15 protein-coding genes are annotated in these 18,206 nt (G+C 71.4%); 4 read left to right on the top strand and 11 right to left on the bottom strand.

Annotated features, from left to right (window positions below):
• The first annotated feature begins 3 nt into the window (after positions 1–3).
• The 3 genes from ACLBXX_RS08955 to ACLBXX_RS08945 all read left to right on the top strand — a co-directional run bounded on the left by ACLBXX_RS08955 (position 4) and on the right by ACLBXX_RS08945 (position 2,619).
• Positions 4–198, top strand: coding sequence for a hypothetical protein (locus tag ACLBXX_RS08955; RefSeq protein ID WP_447657808.1), 195 nt, complete (start codon positions 4–6; stop codon positions 196–198).
• A gap of 61 nt (positions 199–259) precedes the next feature.
• Positions 260–1,102, top strand: a complete 843-nt coding sequence (locus tag ACLBXX_RS08950) for a PhzF family phenazine biosynthesis protein (RefSeq protein WP_447657744.1) — start codon at positions 260–262, stop codon at positions 1,100–1,102.
• A gap of 146 nt (positions 1,103–1,248) precedes the next feature.
• Entirely contained in the window at positions 1,249–2,619 is a 1,371-nt protein-coding gene (locus ACLBXX_RS08945; protein ID WP_447657743.1) for an FAD-binding oxidoreductase, read from the top strand.
• 70 nt (positions 2,620–2,689) lie between these two features.
• On the opposite strand, the gene ACLBXX_RS08940 is transcribed toward ACLBXX_RS08945, so the two are convergent.
• Entirely contained in the window at positions 2,690–3,511 is an 822-nt protein-coding gene (locus tag ACLBXX_RS08940; RefSeq protein ID WP_447657742.1) for an alpha/beta fold hydrolase, read from the bottom strand.
• 152 nt (positions 3,512–3,663) lie between these two features.
• Between ACLBXX_RS08940 and ACLBXX_RS08935 the strand changes: the two genes are divergently transcribed.
• Positions 3,664–4,677, top strand: coding sequence for a GlxA family transcriptional regulator (locus ACLBXX_RS08935; RefSeq protein WP_447657741.1), 1,014 nt, complete (start codon positions 3,664–3,666; stop codon positions 4,675–4,677).
• A 162-nt stretch (positions 4,678–4,839) separates the two neighbouring features.
• On the opposite strand, the gene ACLBXX_RS08930 is transcribed toward ACLBXX_RS08935, so the two are convergent.
• The 10 genes from ACLBXX_RS08930 to ACLBXX_RS08885 all read right to left on the bottom strand — a co-directional run.
• Positions 4,840–5,925, bottom strand: a complete 1,086-nt coding sequence (locus ACLBXX_RS08930; protein ID WP_447657740.1) for an LLM class flavin-dependent oxidoreductase — start codon at positions 5,923–5,925, stop codon at positions 4,840–4,842.
• Complete coding sequence (locus ACLBXX_RS08925) at positions 5,922–6,794, bottom strand: DUF1684 domain-containing protein (protein WP_447657739.1); 873 nt, start codon at positions 6,792–6,794, stop codon at positions 5,922–5,924. Before ACLBXX_RS08925 ends, ACLBXX_RS08930 begins: the two co-directional genes overlap by 4 nt.
• Positions 6,795–6,865: 71 nt before the next feature.
• Entirely contained in the window at positions 6,866–8,245 is a 1,380-nt protein-coding gene (locus ACLBXX_RS08920) for a M20/M25/M40 family metallo-hydrolase (protein WP_447657738.1), read from the bottom strand.
• Positions 8,242–10,227, bottom strand: coding sequence for a dipeptide ABC transporter ATP-binding protein (locus ACLBXX_RS08915; RefSeq protein WP_447657737.1), 1,986 nt, complete (start codon positions 10,225–10,227; stop codon positions 8,242–8,244). The genes ACLBXX_RS08920 and ACLBXX_RS08915 overlap by 4 nt, the downstream gene beginning before the upstream one ends.
• Positions 10,224–11,195 carry an ABC transporter permease gene (locus tag ACLBXX_RS08910; RefSeq protein WP_447657736.1) on the bottom strand — a complete coding sequence of 324 codons (972 nt, stop codon included), beginning with the start codon at positions 11,193–11,195 and terminating at the stop codon, positions 10,224–10,226. The genes ACLBXX_RS08915 and ACLBXX_RS08910 overlap by 4 nt, the downstream gene beginning before the upstream one ends.
• An 11-nt stretch (positions 11,196–11,206) precedes the next feature.
• Positions 11,207–12,163: an ABC transporter permease gene (locus ACLBXX_RS08905; protein WP_447657735.1), complete on the bottom strand. Its 957-nt coding sequence runs from the start codon at positions 12,161–12,163 to the stop codon at positions 11,207–11,209.
• Positions 12,164–12,201: 38 nt separating this feature from the next.
• Complete coding sequence (locus tag ACLBXX_RS08900; protein ID WP_447657734.1) at positions 12,202–13,818, bottom strand: ABC transporter substrate-binding protein; 1,617 nt, start codon at positions 13,816–13,818, stop codon at positions 12,202–12,204.
• A 327-nt stretch (positions 13,819–14,145) separates the two neighbouring features.
• Positions 14,146–16,029 (bottom strand): FAD/NAD(P)-binding protein, encoded by a 1,884-nt coding sequence (locus ACLBXX_RS08895; RefSeq protein WP_447657733.1) that lies wholly within the window; start codon positions 16,027–16,029, stop codon positions 14,146–14,148.
• On the bottom strand, positions 16,026–17,384 hold the full coding sequence (locus ACLBXX_RS08890) for an NtaA/DmoA family FMN-dependent monooxygenase (RefSeq protein ID WP_447657732.1): 1,359 nt from the start codon (positions 17,382–17,384) through the stop codon (positions 16,026–16,028). The genes ACLBXX_RS08895 and ACLBXX_RS08890 overlap by 4 nt, the downstream gene beginning before the upstream one ends.
• On the bottom strand, positions 17,381–18,206 hold an 826-nt coding region (locus ACLBXX_RS08885), incomplete at its 5' end, for an LLM class flavin-dependent oxidoreductase (protein ID WP_447657731.1). The genes ACLBXX_RS08890 and ACLBXX_RS08885, both read right to left, overlap by 4 nt.

Raw genomic sequence — 18,206 nt, 5'->3', positions numbered from 1 at the left:
CGAATGTGGCCGTTCCTCGTGCCCGGCGTGATCCTCGCCGCGGTGGGGCTGGTGTGGACGCTGCAGGGCGCCGGGGTGCTGCAGGGATCGGCGATGACCGGGTCGATGCTGTGGGCGACGATCGGGCCGATCGTGCTCGTCGTGGGGCTCGTGCTGATCGGCATCGGCATCGCGCGGCGCCGTCGTCGCAGCCCCTGATCGGCAGGAATCGGTCGACGACTGGCGACCGTGCCGCACCGCCGTGACCTATCGTGACCGGATGAGCGCGATCGACATCCAGCGATGGACGGCCTTCTCCTCCGAACCCGCAGGAGGGAATCCCGCCGGTGTCGTGCTGGACGCCGGTGGACTGACGGATGCTGCGATGCTCGGCATTGCCGCAGACCTCGGCTATGCCGAATCGGCGTTCGTGGTCGCGGGCGAAGACGGCCGTCGGGCCATCCGCTACTTCTCGCCGCTCGCCGAAGTGCCGTTCTGCGGTCACGCCACCGTCGCCGCGGCGGCAGCGATCGCGGAGGCCGACGGCGACGGCGCGATCGCGTTCGAGACCCCGGTCGGCGTCGTCGAGATCGTCACTGCGACGGACTCCGGGCAGCGGCGGGTGTCCTTCACCAGCGTCGAGCCCGACACGGCTCCGCTGCCCGCGGACGCCCTGGCCGACGTGCTCGGGGCGATCGGGCTCTCGGAGCGTGACCTGCACCCGGACTTCGCCCCCGCGCAGGCGTTCGGCGGCAACTGGCATCCTCTCCTCGTGCTCGCCGACCGGGAGGTCTTCGACGGGTTCGCGATCGATCCCGACCGCGCCCGTGCGGTGCTCGACGCGCGGGGATGGCCGGCGACCATGATCGTGCTCTGGCCCGAAGGCACCGGCACGTGGCACGCCCGCAACGTCTTCCCGGTCGGCCCCATCATCGAGGATCCTGCCACCGGAGCCGCGGCGGCCGCGACCGGCGGGTACCTCCGCGCGACCGGCGCGGTCGAGACCCCGGCACGCGTCGTGATCCTGCAGGGCAGCCACGTCGGCCGGCTGAGCGAGCTCACCGTCGACATCCCCGAGACGGGCGGGATCGTCGTGTCGGGAGCGGCGGCGCGGATCGGCTGACAACCAGGGTTCCGCTGCCTCACCCAGCGGGTACCGACCGTCTTGACAGTGCCCTCGAACGCGAGGACCGTCGATTCAAACCGGTGCCGACGCCCGCACGCACCGTGCGGGCGCTGTGCCCGTTTGTGTCGATGGGAAGGTCGACCATGTCCATGAAGGTGATGGATTTGCTGCGGGGCAGCGTGAAGGGTTCGCTCGTCGAAGAAGGCGACGACGGATACGACGAGGCGCGGGTCGTCTACAACGCGATGATCGACCGCCGACCCGCCGCGGTCGTGCGGTGTCAGGATGCCGCGGATGTCGCGGCTGTCGTCCGCGCCGCCGCTGAGGATGGGAGCGGCCTCGCGGTGCGAGGCGGAGGCCATAGCGTGCCGGGGTTCGGCACCGCCGACGGCGCGCTCGTCGCGGATCTGGGAGACCTCACCTCGGTGGCGGTCGACCCGGCCTCCTCGACCGCCGACGTGGGTGGCGGGGCCACCTGGGGGATGTTCAACGAGGCGGCGGCGCAATTCGGCCTCGCGACGACCGGCGGCATCATCTCGACGACGGGCGTCGGCGGCCTCACACTCGGGGGCGGCATCGGCTATCTCGCCCGCGGTTACGGCTTCTCGTGCGACAACCTGCTCGCGGCCGAGGTCGTGCTCGCCGACGGCCAGATCGTCACCGCCAGCGCGGACGTGGAGCCCGACCTGTTCTGGGCGCTCCGCGGCGGGGGAGGCAACTTCGGCGTCGTGACGAAGTTCACCTTCCAGCTGCACCCCGTGTCCGAGATCTACGGCGGTCCGATGTTCTTCGAGCTCGCGGACGGTCCGGCGATCCTGGCCTACTTCGCCGACTATGTACGGAACGCACCGCGCGAGTTCGGCGGGTTCCCCGCGTTCCAGATCGCTCCTCCGCTGCCGTTCGTGCCGGAGGACCGCGCCGGGGAGCCGTTCGTCGCGGTGGTCTTCTGCATCAACGGCCCGGCGTCGGAGGCCGAGAAGATGGTCCAGGGGTTCCGCGACGTCGCGAAGCCGGTTGCCGAGATGGTGGGTCCGATGCCCTACCCGGCGATGAACGGTCTCTTCGATGGACTCGTTCCTCCCGGCCTGCAGCACTACTGGAAGGCGGCGTTCCTCGACGAACTCACGCCGGAGTCGGTGGCCGCCCACATGGAGCACGGCCCGCGGGTGCCGACGGTCAACTCGACCGTCCACTTCTACCCGATCAACGGCGCGTGCCACGACGTGGCGTCCGACGCGACGGCCTTCGGGCACCGCGACGCGAACTTCGCGCTGGTGATCGCCGGCATGTGGCCGGATCCGACGCAGAACACCGCCAACACCGCGTGGGTGAAGGACTACTACGCGGCGATCGAGCCCTTCTCGCAGGCGGGCGGGTACGTCAACTTCGCGTCGCAGGACGATCAGCCGAAGGTGTCCAGCAACTACGGTGCGAACTACGACCGGCTGCGTGCGGTGAAGCGCGCGTACGACCCCGACAACCTGTTCCACCTCAACCAGAACATCGTGCCGTAGCGGCGGGACGCGCATGTTTTGCCGGCCCAGGAGCCCGTCGAAGGACGGAGCCCCTGGGCCGGTGCCGCGGTCAGTCCGCGATGAACGCGAGGATGTCGGCGATCAGCGCCTGCTGGTACTCGCCGGCGATGCCGTGCGGCGCGCCTTCGTAGACCTTGAGCGTGCCATCCGAGACGAGACCGATCGACTTCTCGGCCGCCGCGGCGATCGGCACGATCTGGTCGTCCGAGCCGTGCGCGAGCAGGATCGGCACGTCGAGAGCCTTCAGGTCCTCGGTGAAGTCGGTCTCGGAGAAGACCTTGACGCACTCGTACGCCGCGGCGAGTCCGGCGAGCATGCCCTGGCGCTGGAAGTCGTCGATCAGGCCCTGCGACACAGCGGCGCCGTCGCGGTTGAAGCCGTAGAACGGCACCGCGAGGTCCTTGTAGAACTGCGAGCGGTCGGCCAGCACGCCGGCGCGGATTCCGTCGAAGGCCTCGATGGGGGTGCCTTCGGGGTTCGTGTCGGACTTCACCATGATCGGCGGCACGGCCCCGGCCGTGACGACCTTGCGGACGCGGCCCTTGCCGTGCTGCGCGGCGTAGCGCACGACCTCGCCGCCGCCGGTCGAGTGCCCGATCACGACGAGGTCGGTGAGGTCGAGGTGTTCGACGAGCTCGGCGAGGTCACGGGCGTAGGTGTCCATGTCGTGCCCGCGGTCGGTGTTGGTGGAGCGGCCGTGACCGCGGCGGTCGTGGGCGATGGCGCGGTAGCCCGCGTCTGCCAGCAGCTTGGACTCGACGGCCCACGCGTCGGAGCTCAGCGGCCAGCCGTGGCTCAGCACGACCGGCTTCCCGGTGCCCCAGTCGGTGTAGTGGATCTCGGTGCCGTCGGAGGTGGTGAACGTCGGCATGGCGGACTCCTTGCGATCATCGGGCCGACCCGTCGCCCCACTCGCCGGAGCCGTCACGGGCGACGGCGCCACCCTCGAGCCTCGACGATCTGCGACCGCGGCGCCCCGCTCGAACGGCCTCGCATCCCACGATTCAGGACAAGGATGGAGGGATGCACTCGACCCCCGCCCGACGGCGAATCGCGTTCCTGCTGTTCGACGGGGTGAAGACCCTCGATTACGTCGGTCCGGCGGAGGTGTTCGTCGAGGCGAACCAAGCCGTGCAGGGGTACGACGTGGTCCTGCTCTCGCCCGACGGGCGCGACGTCATGACCTCGCTCGGCAGCAGGGTCTCGGTGCACGGCGCGGCGGGCGATGCCGGCGACGTCGACACCGTGATCGTGCCGGGCAGCGAGCTGCCTCCACACGAATTCGCGCGAGCGCCGTTGACGGATGCTGCGGCCGCCCTCGCGGCGCGGGCCCGCCGGGTCGTCTCCATCTGCAGCGGCGCCTTCGTGCTCGCCGAGATCGGCGCTCTCGACGGCAAGCGGGCGACGACGCACTGGAAGTTCGCGCCGGAGCTGGAACGCCGCTACCCGCGCGTGCGCGTCGAACCCGACGCGATCTTCGTGCGCGACGGTGACGTCTCGACGTCGGCGGGTGTCGCAGCCGGCATCGACCTGGCGCTCGCCCTCGTCGAGGACGACCACGGCGCCGATGTCTCACGGCAGGTCGCTCAACTGCTGCTCGTCTACCTGCAGCGTTCGGGCGGCCAGTCGCAGTACTCGGTGCCGCTGCGCGCCCGCGCGCAGCCCGCCTCGATCGTGCGGCGCGCCACCGACCTCGTCGACGCGGATCCCGCGCGCGCGTGGACCGTGCCCGAACTCGCGGGGCTTGCGGCGGTCAGCTCACGGCATCTGACACGTCGCTTCCGTGAAGAGCTCGGGCAGTCGCCGGCCGAGTACGTCGCCGCGGTGCGCTTCGATCTCGCCCGCGTCCGCCTCGAGGCGGGTGCGAACGTGACCGAGACCGCCGCGCAGACGGGTTACGGGAGCGCAGAGGCGCTCCGCCGCGCGTTCATTGCGCGCCTCGGCATCTCTCCGTCGCAGTATCAGCGGCGGTTCCGCTCCGCGCTCCCGGCGGCTCACGACCGACGCGCGGAAGGCGGATTCGACCTCGCGTCCTGACCGGCTCGGAGCTCGCGTTCGCGGCTTCCACGCCGGTGCCCGCTCGCCGGAACGCCACCGGCCGCGCGTGCGACTGCTGCCGTTCCCTGCGACCGCTGCGTCGTGCGACGCCACGCTTGCCGGAGACTGCAGCAGTCGCATCGCGGACCGCGCGTGCGGGACTCATGCGGTCGTGAGCTCGCGCTCCCGCTGACCGAGCGGGTCGGCCTGGGTCCACAGCGCCGTCGGGAACTCCCGCCGCAGCACCGGAGCGACCTCCAGCGCGAATCGCTCGAGGATCTCGAGCTGCTGCGCGAAGTGCACCGTCGTCGGCAGGCTGATGGACTGCAGGTCGTGCCCGAGCCGGCCGTGGAACCGGGCGATCTTGTCCACCACCTGCTGCGGCGTGCCGACGAGGGCCGGACCCTCGGCGACGGCGTGCTCGATGTCGCGGAACGGGGTGTTGTTCCCGGGCACGTTGGTAGCGGCGACGATCGCGTTGTACACCGGACCGTACTGCGCGATCGCCTCCTGCGTGGTGTCGGCGATGAAGAGCGCCCCCGAGCCCGCGGCGACGAATGCGCCGGCCGGATCGTGGCCGTGTCGCGCGAACTCGGAACGGTAGTGGTCGACGAGCACGCCGTAGTTCTCGAGCGGCTGGATCGCGTTCGCGCTGAACAGCGGGTCGCCGAACTTCGCCGCGAGTCCCGCCGAGAAGAGGGTCGTCGCCGAGCCGTGCCACACGCGCGGCGCCCCGGCGAAGGGTCGCGGCAGCGTGGTGACGCCGGTCAGCGCCCGGGTGAACTCGGTGCCCGGCCAGGTGACGTCCTCCTCGCGCCAGAGCGTGCGCAGCAGCTCGTACTTCTCGGCGAGCAGCTCCCACTGGTCGTCGATGTCGAGCCCGAACAGCGGAAACTGGGCAACCTCGTTGCCCTTGCCGATCGTGATGTCGAGTCGTCCGCCCGAGAGCTGGTCGATGGTCGCGTAGTCCTCGGCGACGCGCACCGGATCCAGCACCGAGAGCACGGTCACGCCGGAATTGAGACGGATGCTGCGCGTCCGGGCCGCGATCGCACCCAGGAGCACCGTCGGCGACGAGGAGATGAAATGCCCGGCATGTCGCTCGCCGATGGCCACAGCATCCAATCCCAGCTCTTCCGCACGGATCGCCTGCTGGAGCGTCTCGGCGAACCGCTCGGCGGGTGAGACCTGGTGGCCGGTGATCGGATCGGCGCGGTAGGGGACGATGTCGAGCAGCTGGAACCTCATGCGGCCACCCCCGGCGCGACGAGCTCGGCGTTCGAGATCACGCGGGCGAGCGGCGTCTTCTCGCCGGCCTCGATGCCGATCGGCAGGCGGTTGCCCTCAGGCGGCAACGGGCACGTGGCGAAGTCCGTGTACGCGCAGGGCAGGTTGACGGCGCGGTTGAAGTCGATCGCCGTCCAGCCGTCGGCGTCCGGGGCGTCGATGCCGACCGACCGGTTCGCGGCGTACGTGGTGATCCCGCTCGTCGCGTCGGTGAACAGCACGAGCAGGTCGCCGGGCGCCTTGCCCTCGAACGCGATGAGCGAGAACTCCTCACCGCGCCAGGAGAACTCGAGTACGCCGGGGGCGTCGTAGACGTGGGTGAGCCCGTCGACGGCGGCGCCGACCTCGGTCGGCACGGGCGCATCGAAGGCACGGAAGCGCGCCGCGACCCGCCAGCGCGGGTTGGGCACGTAGGTCGGGGTGCCCGAGTACTCCGCGAGGAACGGGTGGTCGGCACGACGCGGGCGCAGGATCGTGTGCCCACCGCGGATCGCGATCTCGACCGCGCCGGCGACCTCGCCGTCCGCGAAGGTGGGTGTGATGCTGCCCCGCTCGGCGATCTCGCCGAACGCGTGCGTTCCGGTGATCGTCACGCCGTCGAGCGTCAGGCTCTCGCCCTCGGCGAGCTCGACGACCACGCCGTCGGGGCCGAGACGCCACGTGCCGGGCGCACCCGGAAGCGTCGTGGGGTCGGCGCCGAGCCAGTGCAGACCGGTGATCGCGAAGAAGCCGAGGGAGTCGGCGCGCCGCGTCTCATGCGTGCGGTGCCAGTCCTCCCACTCGCGCCCGAACACGGCGCGATCGACATCGGAGTTGAGGGTGGTGGTCATGGGTGCTCCTCGGTGGGGTGGATGGGGAACGGATGCTGCGGCCCGGCTGCCGGCGGCAGCCGCAACCGCGTTCAGGCGGTCGCGGGCTCCGCGACGCGGGTGCGCCTCGCGGTGCTCGTGTCGGCGTGGAACGTGCGCACGGCGTGGTCGAGCGCGTCGACAGTGAGCGCGATCGAGTCGAGGTCGATGCGCTCGTCGTTGCCGTGGAAGAGGCGGCGGAAGGTGCCGTAGTCCCAGCGCTCGCTGAGCACCCCGAACCCGTAGGCCGGGATGCCGCGGCGGCGGTAGAAGCGCCCGTCGGTGCCACCGACGCCGAGCATCGGCAGCAGCTCGGCGGACGGGTACGCGCGGCGCACGGCGCTGCCGAGCGCGTCGAAGAGCGGGGTGTCGATGGGCGACAGTGTCGACTCTCCGAACCAGTCGCCCTCGATCTCGATGTGCTCGATGAGATCACCGAGTGCGTCGCGGATGAGACCCTCGACATCCTCCCGAGTGAAGTCGGGGAGGATCCGGATGTCGAGCTGCACGGTCGCGGTGCCCGGGATGACGTTGCCCTTCTCGCCGGCGCGCACGATGGTCGGTGAGATCGTGGTGTGCGTCGAGGCGTGGGCGAACCCGTCGAGGGTGCCGAGGTGGGGCAGCCCCTCGTAGAACCGGTCAGCGTCGGTGAGGGCGGTGCGGGCCTCCGCGTCGAGGTCGAGCGCCTCCGCGTACGCGCGCCACTGCGGCGTGATGACGGTGGTTCCACGGTGCCGTGCGAGGCGCGTCACGGCTTCGGCCGCGATGACCGCGGCGTTGCGCGAGCCCCACGGCGCCGAGCCGTGACCCGGCGCGCCGGTCACGCGCAGGAGGCGCCCGGCGCCGCCCTTCTCGCCCACCATGACACCGAGGTGCGGGCGCTCGCCGGCGTGGGCGCCGCCCGATTCGGTGAGCACGTAGTCGGCGTCGATGAGGTCGAGCCGGTGCTCGGTGAGCCACCCGACGCCGAACCGGCTGCCGTTCTCCTCGTCGGCGACGGCAGCGAAGATGAGGTCGCCGCGCGGCCGGAACGGACCCGTCGCGATGGCGCGCGTCACCACGGCGTACGCGGCGGTGAGGTTGAGCATGTCGATCGCGCCGCGGCCCCACAGCACCCCGTCGACGATCTCGGCGGCGAACGGGTCGCGCGACCAGCCCGCCGGCTCGACCGGCACGACGTCGGTGTGCCCGACGAGCGCGAGTGACGGCGCACTCGCGTCCCAGCCCTCGATGCGCACGATGAGCGACTGGCGGCCCGGATGCGGCTCGACGACGACGCCCTCGAGCCCGGAGCCCTCGAAGAAGCGCTGCAGCGTCCGCACCTGCAGGTGCTCGTGACCGGAGTCGGCCGTGCCGTCGTTGACGGCCGCGTTGCGGATCAGCTCCTGCAGCAGCTCGGTCGTCTGCCGGGCCAGTGTTGCGCGGGCGCTCATGCGACCGCCTCCTCTTCGCGCGATTTTGGCGACTCGCCAACATGTGCCGCCCCCGCACCGTGATCTTGGCGAGTCGTCAGAACGCGACCGCGACGAGGTCCGGCCCCGAGGGCTTCTGCGTGCGATTCTGGCGAGTCGCCAGAATCGGTGGATGCCGAGGGGTGATCTTGGCGAGTCGTCAGAACCCGACCAGACCCCGGCCCGGCGGCGCCCGCGTGTGGATCTGGCGCCTCGCCAAAATCTCCGGGCGCGGACAGGTGATATTGGCGAGTCGCCAAAACCGCCCCTTCCGCGAGCGCAGGCACCGGCGCCGACAGCGTCGACCCCGGGATCGCGTCGATGAGCCGTCGGGTGTACTCCTCGCGCGGCGCGCTGAGCACCTGGGCGGTCGCGCCCTGCTCCACGATCCGGCCGTGCTGCATCACCGCGACGCGGTCCGAGATCTCGCGGACCACCGCGAGGTCGTGGCTGATGAACAGGTACGACACTCCGACGTCGCGCTGCACCCCGGCGAGGAGGTCGAGGATCTGCGCCTGCACCGACACGTCGAGCGCCGACACCGCCTCGTCGAGCACGACGAGGTCGGGCCGCAGCGCGAGCGCGCGGGCGATGGCCACACGCTGCCGCTGGCCGCCCGACAGCTCCGCCGGTCGCCGCGACGCGGTGCTCGCCGGGAGGGCCACCTGGTCGATGAGCTCGCGCACGCGGCGGGTCCGCTCGGCCTTGTCGACGCCGTACGCGCGCAGTGGCTCGTCGATCACCTCGGCGATCGTGAACCGCGGATCGAGCGATGCGAACGGGCTCTGGTAGACGAGCTGGAACCTCCGGCGCAGCGCGCGCAGCTCTTCACGACTGGCGGAGACGAGATCGGTGCCATCGAAACGGATGCTGCCCGCCGACGGCTTCTCGAGGCGCAGCGCCAGTCGCGCCGTCGTGCTCTTGCCCGACCCCGACTCGCCCACGATCGCGAGCGTCTCGCCGCGGTCGACGCGGAACGTGACGTCGTCGACGGCGAGGAGCTTCTCGCGGCCGGGGAGCGGGAACTCCTTGCGGAGACCCGTGACCTCGAGGAGTGCCGGGGACGCAGCTGGGCCCACGCGCCCGGAGGCTCCGGGCGACGCGCCAGCGGCGCCTGGAGAGGGCGTGGGGACCTGTTCCGTCCGAAGCGGTCGGTCGGACACGCGCACCGTCCCGCCGCGAAGTCCGGGCGCCGCGGCGATGAGCGCACGGGTGTACGGATGCTGCGGACTCTCGAGCACCTGACGGGCCGCGCCCGTCTCGACGATCTCGCCGTTCTGCATCACGATGATGCGGTCGGCGCGGTCGGCAGCGACACCGAGGTCGTGCGTGATGAGCAGGACCGCGGTGCCGAGCGTCGCCGCCAGTGTGTCGATGTGGTCGAGGATCTGCTTCTGCACGGTCACATCGAGGGCGCTGGTCGGCTCGTCGGCGATCACGAGCTTCGGCTCGGCGGCCAGCGCCGTCGCGATGAGCGCGCGCTGCTTCATGCCGCCCGAGAACTGGTGCGGGAACTGCTTGGCGCGCGCCTCGGGCTCGCCGATGCCCGCGAGGCGCAGGAGCTCGACGGCCTGCGCGTCGGCGCCGCGGCGCGTGGCGAGCCCGTGGATCACGAGCGGCTCGCCCACCTGGCGGCCCACGCGCTTGACGGGGTTCAGGCTCGTCGTCGGGTCCTGCGGGATGAGCCCGATTGCACGACCCCGCACCTCGCGCCACGCGCGACGCGAGAGCCCGGTGAGGTCGGTGCCGTCGAACACGATCGAGCCCGCGTCCACCCACGCGTTCGAGGCGAGCAGGTGGATGACGCCGTGCGCGGTCGTGCTCTTGCCCGAGCCGGACTCGCCGACGATCGCGACGACCTCTCCGCGGTCGACGGTGAAGCTCACATCGCGCACGGCGGGGCGCGACGCGCCGCCCAGCGTGTACGAGACGGACAGGTTCGAGACCTCCAGCAGTGCGGTCACCGGCCTCCTCCGTTGCGCTCGAGGGCGCGCGAGATGCGGTTGGCCGACAGCACGACCGCGACGATCACGAGGCCCGGGAAGGTCGTGAGCCACCACGCGACCGCGAGGTAGTCGCGCCCTCCGGCGACGAGCGAGCCCCACTCGGGCGTGGGCGGTGGCGCGCCGAAGCCGAGGAACGACAGCGAAGAGATCGCCAGCACCATGACCCCGAACTCGAGAGCGGCGAGGGCGATCACCGGGCCGGACGCGTTCGGCAGCACGTGCCGGCGCAGCACCGTGTACCAGCGCACGCCCGAAACGTGCGCGGCCTCGACGTAGACGGCGGTGGCGATCTGCAGCACCTCGGCGCGCATCACGCGCGAGAAGGAGGCGATGCTCGCGAGGCCGACCGCGATCGCGACGTTGAGCGTGCCGAAGCCGAGCGCCGTGATCAGCGCGAGCGACAGCAGCAGGCTCGGGATCGCGAGCAGCACGTCCATGAAGCGCATGATCGCGTCGTCCACGATGCCCCGGAGGAAGCCCGCCAGCAGTCCGAACAGCGACCCGACCGCGAGGCCGACGATCACGGCGACCGAGGTCGCGGCCAGCGACGTCGCCGATCCGTAGACGACACGGGCGTACAGGTCCCGACCGAGGTTGTCGGTGCCGAAGAGGTGCTCCGGGGTGGGCGGCAGCAAGCGGTCCTGGGGGACGCCGACGATCGGGTCCCACGCCGTGAACCAGGCCGGCACGAGCGCCCACAGCGTCACGAGGGCGAGCACGAGGATCGACGCGACGAGCGTGGGCTGCTTCAGCACGGCGACGACCGGGCGGAGCGCAATGCGGCGGGACGAAGCATCCGTCTCATCAAGCGACACTGCGTGAGGGCTGCCCGACGGATCGGCGTCGGGGTCGACGATCGATTCGAGGAACGGGTCGTGCGGCTCGAGGGTGCGCGCGGGCGGGGAGAGCACGTTCTCGACGGTCATGGCGGCTCCTGTCAGGCGGCGACGAACGCCGTGCGGGCGAGCGTGATGCGGCGGTCGATGAGGGGGTAGACGAGGTCGACGACGAGGTTCGCGACGACGAAGACGAGGGCGGCGAAGACGACGACGGTCTGAACGACGGGCACGTCGCGGTTGTTGACGGCGGTGACGACGAGCCGGCCGATGCCGAGGCGCGAGAAGACCGTCTCCGTGACGACGGCGCCCGAGAGGAGGCCGCCGATGAGCACGCCGACCATCGTGAGCGAGGGGATCGCCGCGTTGCGGAACGCGTGGCCGAGCTGCACCCGGCGCTCGCTCGCGCCCTTGGCGCGCACGATCTCGACGTACGGCTGGGCGAGGATCGAGCGGAGGCTCCGCGACAGCAGCTGCGCGATGAAGGCACCCGACGGGATCGCGATCGTGATGGCCGGCAGCACGAGGCTCTCGAAGCCCTCGTTGCCCATCGAGGGGAACAGGCGCAGACGGAAGGAGAACGCCTGCAGCAGCAGGAGGCCGATCCAGAACACCGGGATCGAGACGCCCAGCGGCGGCAGCGACGACAGCAGGTTGCGGAGCCACCGCGCGCGGGCGAGCGAGGCCGACAGAGCGAGGACGATGCCGAACACGACCGACAGCACGAACGCGAGGGCGGTCAGCGCGAGCGTCGGGGGGAGGGACTCGAGGAGGAGATCGGATGCCGGGCGCCCGGTCTGCGTCGAGACGCCGAAGTCTCCGGTCAGCGCCTTCCCCAGGGCGACGAGGTACTGCTCGTACAGTGGGCGGTCGAGCCCGAGCTCGCTGCGCAGCTGCGCCACGAGCTCGGGGTCGATGGCCTCCTGGTCGCCGCCGCCGGCGAAGAGGGTCGCGGCGTCGCCCGGCAGGAGGTACAGGATGAGGAACGAGATCGTGTACGCGGCCCACAGGACGATGACGCCCTGCCCGATCCTCCGGGCGATGTATCGACCCCACATGATCCGTTCCTCATCCCTCTCGTTGTGCCCGTGCGGGCTTACTCGGCGATCCAGGCGTCGTAGAAGTCCAGGCGGCTGGAGGCCTCGAAGCCGAGCCCCTGCACCTTCGACGCGGCCGTGATCGTGGTCGACAGCTGGTAGATCGGGATCGAGTAGCCGCCCGTGATGAGCAGCTCCGCGGCCTCGTCGACGACCTTCTGGCGAGCGGCCGGGTCGATGATCGCGGCCTGCTCGTCGAGCAGCTCGTCGATCTCGGCGGGCTCGGTGCGCTTGGTGGCGTTGTTCGTGCCGTTCACCGCGAACACCGTCCGCAGCACGTCGGGATCAGCGCGCGTCAGGTTGCCGTACGAGAAGTCGTAGGTGCCGTCGGCGTTCGCGGCCTGCACGTCGGCGATGCTCGCGAAGGTGAGCTGCAGGTCGATGCCGATCTGGCGCAGCTGCTGCTGCACGAGCTCGAGCACCTCCTTGGGCGACTGCCAGTAGGTCACGTGGAAGCTGAGCTTCTCGCCGTCCTTCTCGCGGATGCCGTCATCGCCCTCGGTCCAGCCGGACTCCTCGAGCAGCTCGGCGGCCGCCTTCGGGTCGTACTCGAGCACGTCGCTCAGGTCGGTGAAGTACGGCGTCGACGAGGCGAGCGGCGACACGGCCGGCAGGTCGTCCGGGCCGAGGAGGGTCGACGTGATCTGCTCCCGGTCGATGCCCTTCTGAATCGCCAGGCGCACGTTCTCGTCGGCGAGCTTCTCGGTCGACTGGTTCGCGTACAGGTTGTAGACCGAACCGGGATTGGCGCGGTTGAGCGACCAGAAGTCCTCGCCCTCGAACAGCACGGCGTCGGCCGTCGCGATGCCGGTGGTCGCGTCGATCTGGCCCGACTGCAGGCTGCCGGTGCGGTTGCCCGACTCGGGAACGACCTTGTACGTGATGGTGTCGAGGTACGCCTCACCGGTGTGGGCGGCCGTCGACGGGCCCCACTCGTAGCCCTCGCGGCGCTCGAGCACGGCACCCTCGTTGGGCGTGTAGCTCTGCACCGAGAACGGACCCGAGCCGATGTAGTCGCCGAGGCAGCGATCCGCCTGGCTCACCGCGGCGGTCGCGGGCGACAGGAGGCCGAGCGAGAACGTCGAGGTCGCCTGCAGGAACTGCGCGCTCGGTTCCGAGAAGTTGACGATGACGGTGTGCTCGTCCGGCACCTCGATGCTCTCGAGGTCGGCGAGGTACGACGAGCCGAGGCTCGCCTTCGCGCCGAGCGCCTGGATGGCCTCGAAATTCGTCTTGACGGATGCCGCGTCGATGGGCTCGCCGTCCGCATACGTGGGGCCGTCCTGCAGTGTGAACGTGAAGCTCGTGGCGTCGTCGTTCACCTCGTAGTCGGTGGCCAGCCACGGCAGGATCTCGCCGGTCTCGGGATCCTGGATCGTCAGCGACGCGACGGTCTGGCGCGCAATCGCGATCGCGTCGTTGTTGCCGACCTGCTGCGGGTCGATGCACTGGCTGTCGACCGAGATCGCGAAGGTCAGGTCGCCGCCCGTGACGGGCTCCGCCTCGGCGGATGCGGTGGGTGCGGGGTCGCCGGCGCCGGTCGCGCACGCGGTGAGCGAGAGCGCGACGACGCCGATCGCCGCAAGCGCGGCGGTACGGGGTCGGGTGAACGACATGGGGTCTCCAGAAGCTGTGGCGGACGAGCCCCGGCGGGGTGCCGGGCTCGTGGCTTCAGCGTCCCCGAGAGGTCGTGCGAGCCCCGATCGGGGATGTCACGCGGCGTGAATGTCGGTCGCGCACGGTCACGCGCCGTCATCCGGCGTCACATCGGGGGCGCTTCACCGGATTTCCCAGCGCCTTGATCGCTCGTTGAGCGAGCGAGGAACGAGCGTGACGAAACGTCCTGGACGCGGCGCAGTCCGCAAGCCCGAGGCGTTTCGTCTGCGGGCGCTGGAGCGCCATCCGCTCAACAACCGGGAGCCGGCGCCAGAGCGGTCCCGGGGCTACGGGGCGACGCGCACCGCAACGCCGAGATGCGCGGCGATCGCGCCCGCGACGAGGTCCGTCTGGCGGAGCGACAGGGAGTTCGCCGCGGGGCGGGTGAAGGCGCCGGCCTCGGTCTGCGAGGTGAACGGGCCGATCGCGAACAGCGTGGCGTGCGGCGCGCCGCCGGGGCGCAGCACACGTCCGTCCTCGGTCACCCGCACGCGTCCGAGCGAGCCCGAGTACTCGGCATCCGTCACGTGCAGCACGCTGCCGTGCACGGTCGCGAGCTCGCGCAGCGCCGCGTTCGTGCTGAGTTCCGCGTCGGCGGCCGGCAGCCAGGCGTCGACGAGGGCGCCGGCGACCGTCTCGCCCGGCACACGGGGACTGGATGCTGCGAACCCGCGCGGCTCGACGACCACGTCCACGTCGGGCCCGAGGAAGCGCACGATTCCCGCATCGGCGAGGGCGAGGAGCTCCTCGAGGCGGTGCGGGGGCGGACCACTCGCGAGGTAGCTGAAGAAGGTATGCCAGCGGACGGGCAGCGTGTACGCACGGGATCGCGCCGTGAAGCGCTCCTTGGGGATCTCCGAGAGCGCCATGAACGACAGCAGCGCCGCGATGAACACGCCCTGTGCGGGGCTGCGTTCCTGCGTCGTACGCAGCTCGAGGTCGTCGAGGATGTGCGCCCGCACCCGATCGTGAGCGTCGTCGGCGTCGGAGAACTCCGCGTCGGCGAACGGTCGGTCGAACGCGGCGACGTCGAACCGGTCCAGTGGGTCGGGCACGACGGCGGCGATCGCGTCGCCCAGCGTGGGGTCGCCCCACGCGTGCGCGCGCAGCACCGGCCGGAACTCGTCCCACGTCGCCGACACCCGCTCCGGATGCCCCGTGAAGAGCTCGCGGTAGTGCCCGTGCAGGAGCTCGGCGGCGACCAAGGGCCAGACGTCGCGGTCGAAGTCGATCGGCCGGCCCGTGTCGACGAGCGCGGCGATCACGTCCGGCGTCAGCACGTCCCGCTGCGGGGGCGAGCCCTGCAGCGCCGACGTCACCTTCGAGCGGTACGGCACCCCGCGTCGCGAGCCGAGGTGCAGCCGAGGCTCCTGCCCTGAGGGGAGGTAGCGCAACGACCCGTCGGCGCCCCGATCGAACCGGCCGCCTCGGCCTTGGGTGAGGAGTACGACGAGATCGACGGCCGCCAGGCCCATGCCCCGCACGATCACATCGGCACCCGGGGCGAGTCTCGACAGATCGGCGTCCGCGGTGAACGCCGGGCCCACGTACACGAGCTTCTCGCGGGCTGAAGCGGTGGCAAGCGCTGCCGTCGCCGGGTCGGGATCGCGCTCGGTGTGGCCGAGGCAGTAGGCCACAGCATCCGTCGCGATCTCCCGACCGCTCGCGAGCGAAACGGCGTGCCGCCCGTCCGGAATGAGCCGCACCGACGTCACCGTGTCGGTGTGCAGGCGGATGCTCACGCCCTCTGGCGCGCTCGCCGCCGTGCGGCGGAAGAACCAGTCGAGGTAGTGGCTGTGCAGGCGCCGTGTCGGGAATCCCTCGGGGGTGAGCGCCCGCGCCTCGGCCTCCGACAGCTCGTCGAACTCGACGTCGGGCAGGTCGCCCGCCCGCCACAGGTCCAGCCACTCGCTGAGCGAGGGGCCGGAGCGCACCGGCCCCTCGATCGTGCAGCTGTCGTCGGTGAAGACGGTGACGTCGCGGGTCATCGAGTTGAGCTTCAGCAGCGGCGACTGCGCGTGTCGCCAGATGCGGCCGGCACCGGGGGGATGCGGGTCGACGAGGTCGATGTCGAGCAGCGAGTGCTCGTCCGCGCGCGCCAGCACGCGTTCGAGGAGCATGATCGCCCGAGGGCCGGCTCCGACGAACAGCAGGCGCGCGCGGTCGCTCATCGTTCCGTGAGTGCCGGTGCCTGCACCGGAGCCGGGAGGCCGAGCAGATCGCGCAGGGTCGCACCCTCGTCGTACGACTGCCGGTACGAGCCGCGCTCCTGCAGCAGCGGCACGACGCGCTCGGCGAACTCGTCGAGGCCGTGCGGCGTCAGGTGCCCGACGATCGTGAAGCCGTCCGTCGCGCGCTCCTGCACGTAGCGGTCGATCTCGGCCGCGATGCGCGCGGGCGTGCCCACGAAGGTCGGGGTGGCCGTCAGGCGGATGACGGTTTCACGGATGCTGAGCCCCTCGGTCTCCGACAGCTCCCGCAGCTTCGCGATCCTGGCTCGCACCGCCGCGTGCCGGTTCGCCCAGCCGCGCGCGGTCTCCGACCCGGTGTCGGGATCGACGTCGGGAAGGGGGCCGTCGGGGTCGTAGCCGGACAGGTCGCGGCCCCACACCTGCTCGACGTACGTGAGGGCCACCTCGGGTCGCACCTGCTGCAGCGCGACCTCGCGGGCGCGCTCGCGGGCCTCCGCGTCGGTGTCGCCGAGGGAGAACGTCGCGGCAGGGAGGATCTTGAGAGCGTCCTCCTCGCGTCCGTACTGGGCGAGGCGTCCCTTGACGTCGTCGTAGAACGCTCGGGCGTCCTCGAACTCCTGGTGCAGCGAGAAGATCACCTCGGCGTGCTCGGCGCCGAACGTGCGCCCGTCGGCCGAGTCGCCGGCCTGCACGATGACGGGGCGCCCCTGCGGAGAGCGGGGCACGTCGAACAGCGCGTCGACGTCGAACTGCGGGCCCGTGTGGCGCACGCGCGCGGGGACGCCGTCGTCGAGGAAGACGCCGGACGCGGCATCCGCTCGCACGTCGCCGTCGCTCCACGAGTCCCACAGCTCCTTCGCGAGTGCGGCGAACTCACGCGCCCGCTCGTAGCGGTCGGCGTGGTCGAGGTAGCCGCCGCGGCGGAAGTTCGCGCCGTGGAAGGCATCGGAGCTCGTCACGGCGTTCCAGCCGGCGCGGCCGCCCGACAAGTGGTCGAGGGTCGCGAGCTCACGCGCCAGCTCGTAGGGCTCGTTGAACGTCGTGTTGAGCGTGCCCACGACGCCGACATGCTCGGTGATCGCGGCGACCGCCGCGAGGATCGACAGCGTGTTCGGGCGGCCCAGCACGTCGAGTTCGTGCACGCGGCCCTTGTGCTCGCGCAGGCGCAGCCCTTCCGCGAGGAAGACGTAGTCGAACAGCCCACGCTCGGCCGTCGCGGCGAAGTGCTCGAACGACGAGAAATCGATCTGGCTGCCCGCCGCCGGGTCGGTCCAGACGGTGGTGCTGTTGACGCCGGGGAAGTGCGCGGCGAGGTGGATCTGGCGGACGCTCACAGCGTGACCTTCTCTCGGACGTAACGGCTCTCGGGGCGGGCGAGGTCGAGGCGGGTGCGCAGCGACGCCGCTCCGTCGTCCTCACGCAGGGTGCCCGTCGCGCGCAGCAGCGGCACGACCTTCTCGGCGATCGCCACGACATCGGCGGGCTGGCGCGCGGGGCGCAGGCGCACGCCGTCGACGCCCTGCGCCGCGAGCTCGCGCACCGCGTCGGCGACGTCGCCGGGCGTGCCGACGACGACACGCGCGTCGGAGGTGAGCGGCTCGCCGTCCCACTCGTCGAGTCGCGCCAGCGCCTCGCGGGCGGCGGCCTCGGTGTCTTCGATCAGCACGAGCAGGTCGGCGAAGACCCGCAGGGGCTCTTCGCCCGTGCGCAGGTCGTCGGCGGCAGCATCCAGCTCCGAACGGATGCCGGGCAGGGCGAAGCCGGGACGGCCGCCCTCGAGGTGGGGTGTGATGAACACGACGTCGGCGCGCTCCGCGGCGAGGCGGTACGGCACCCTCTGGTGGGCGAGCACGGTGATGAGCGGTCGACCCTGCGGCGACCGCGGCACGATCGAGGCGCCGGTGATCGAGAAGAACTCTCCCTCGAAGTCGATGTTGTGCACACGGTCGGCGTCGAGGAAGCGGCCTGCCGCGGCATCCCGGATGATGGCGTCGTCCTGCCACGAGTCCCACAGGCGCGACAGCACGTCGGCGAACTCGCCGGCTTCGCGGAACGCCGCGAGGATCTCGGGCGAGTCCTCGACGCGACCCGACGCGGGGATCGCGTCGACGCCCGAGTCGCGGCGGGCCGAGGTGGCGCGGTCCGCGGGCGGGGCG

It is taken from the genome of Microbacterium sp. C23T, from assembly GCF_053345975.1.
The sequence above is the reverse complement of the archived record's forward strand: the minus strand, read 5'-3'. Positions and strand labels throughout refer to the sequence as shown.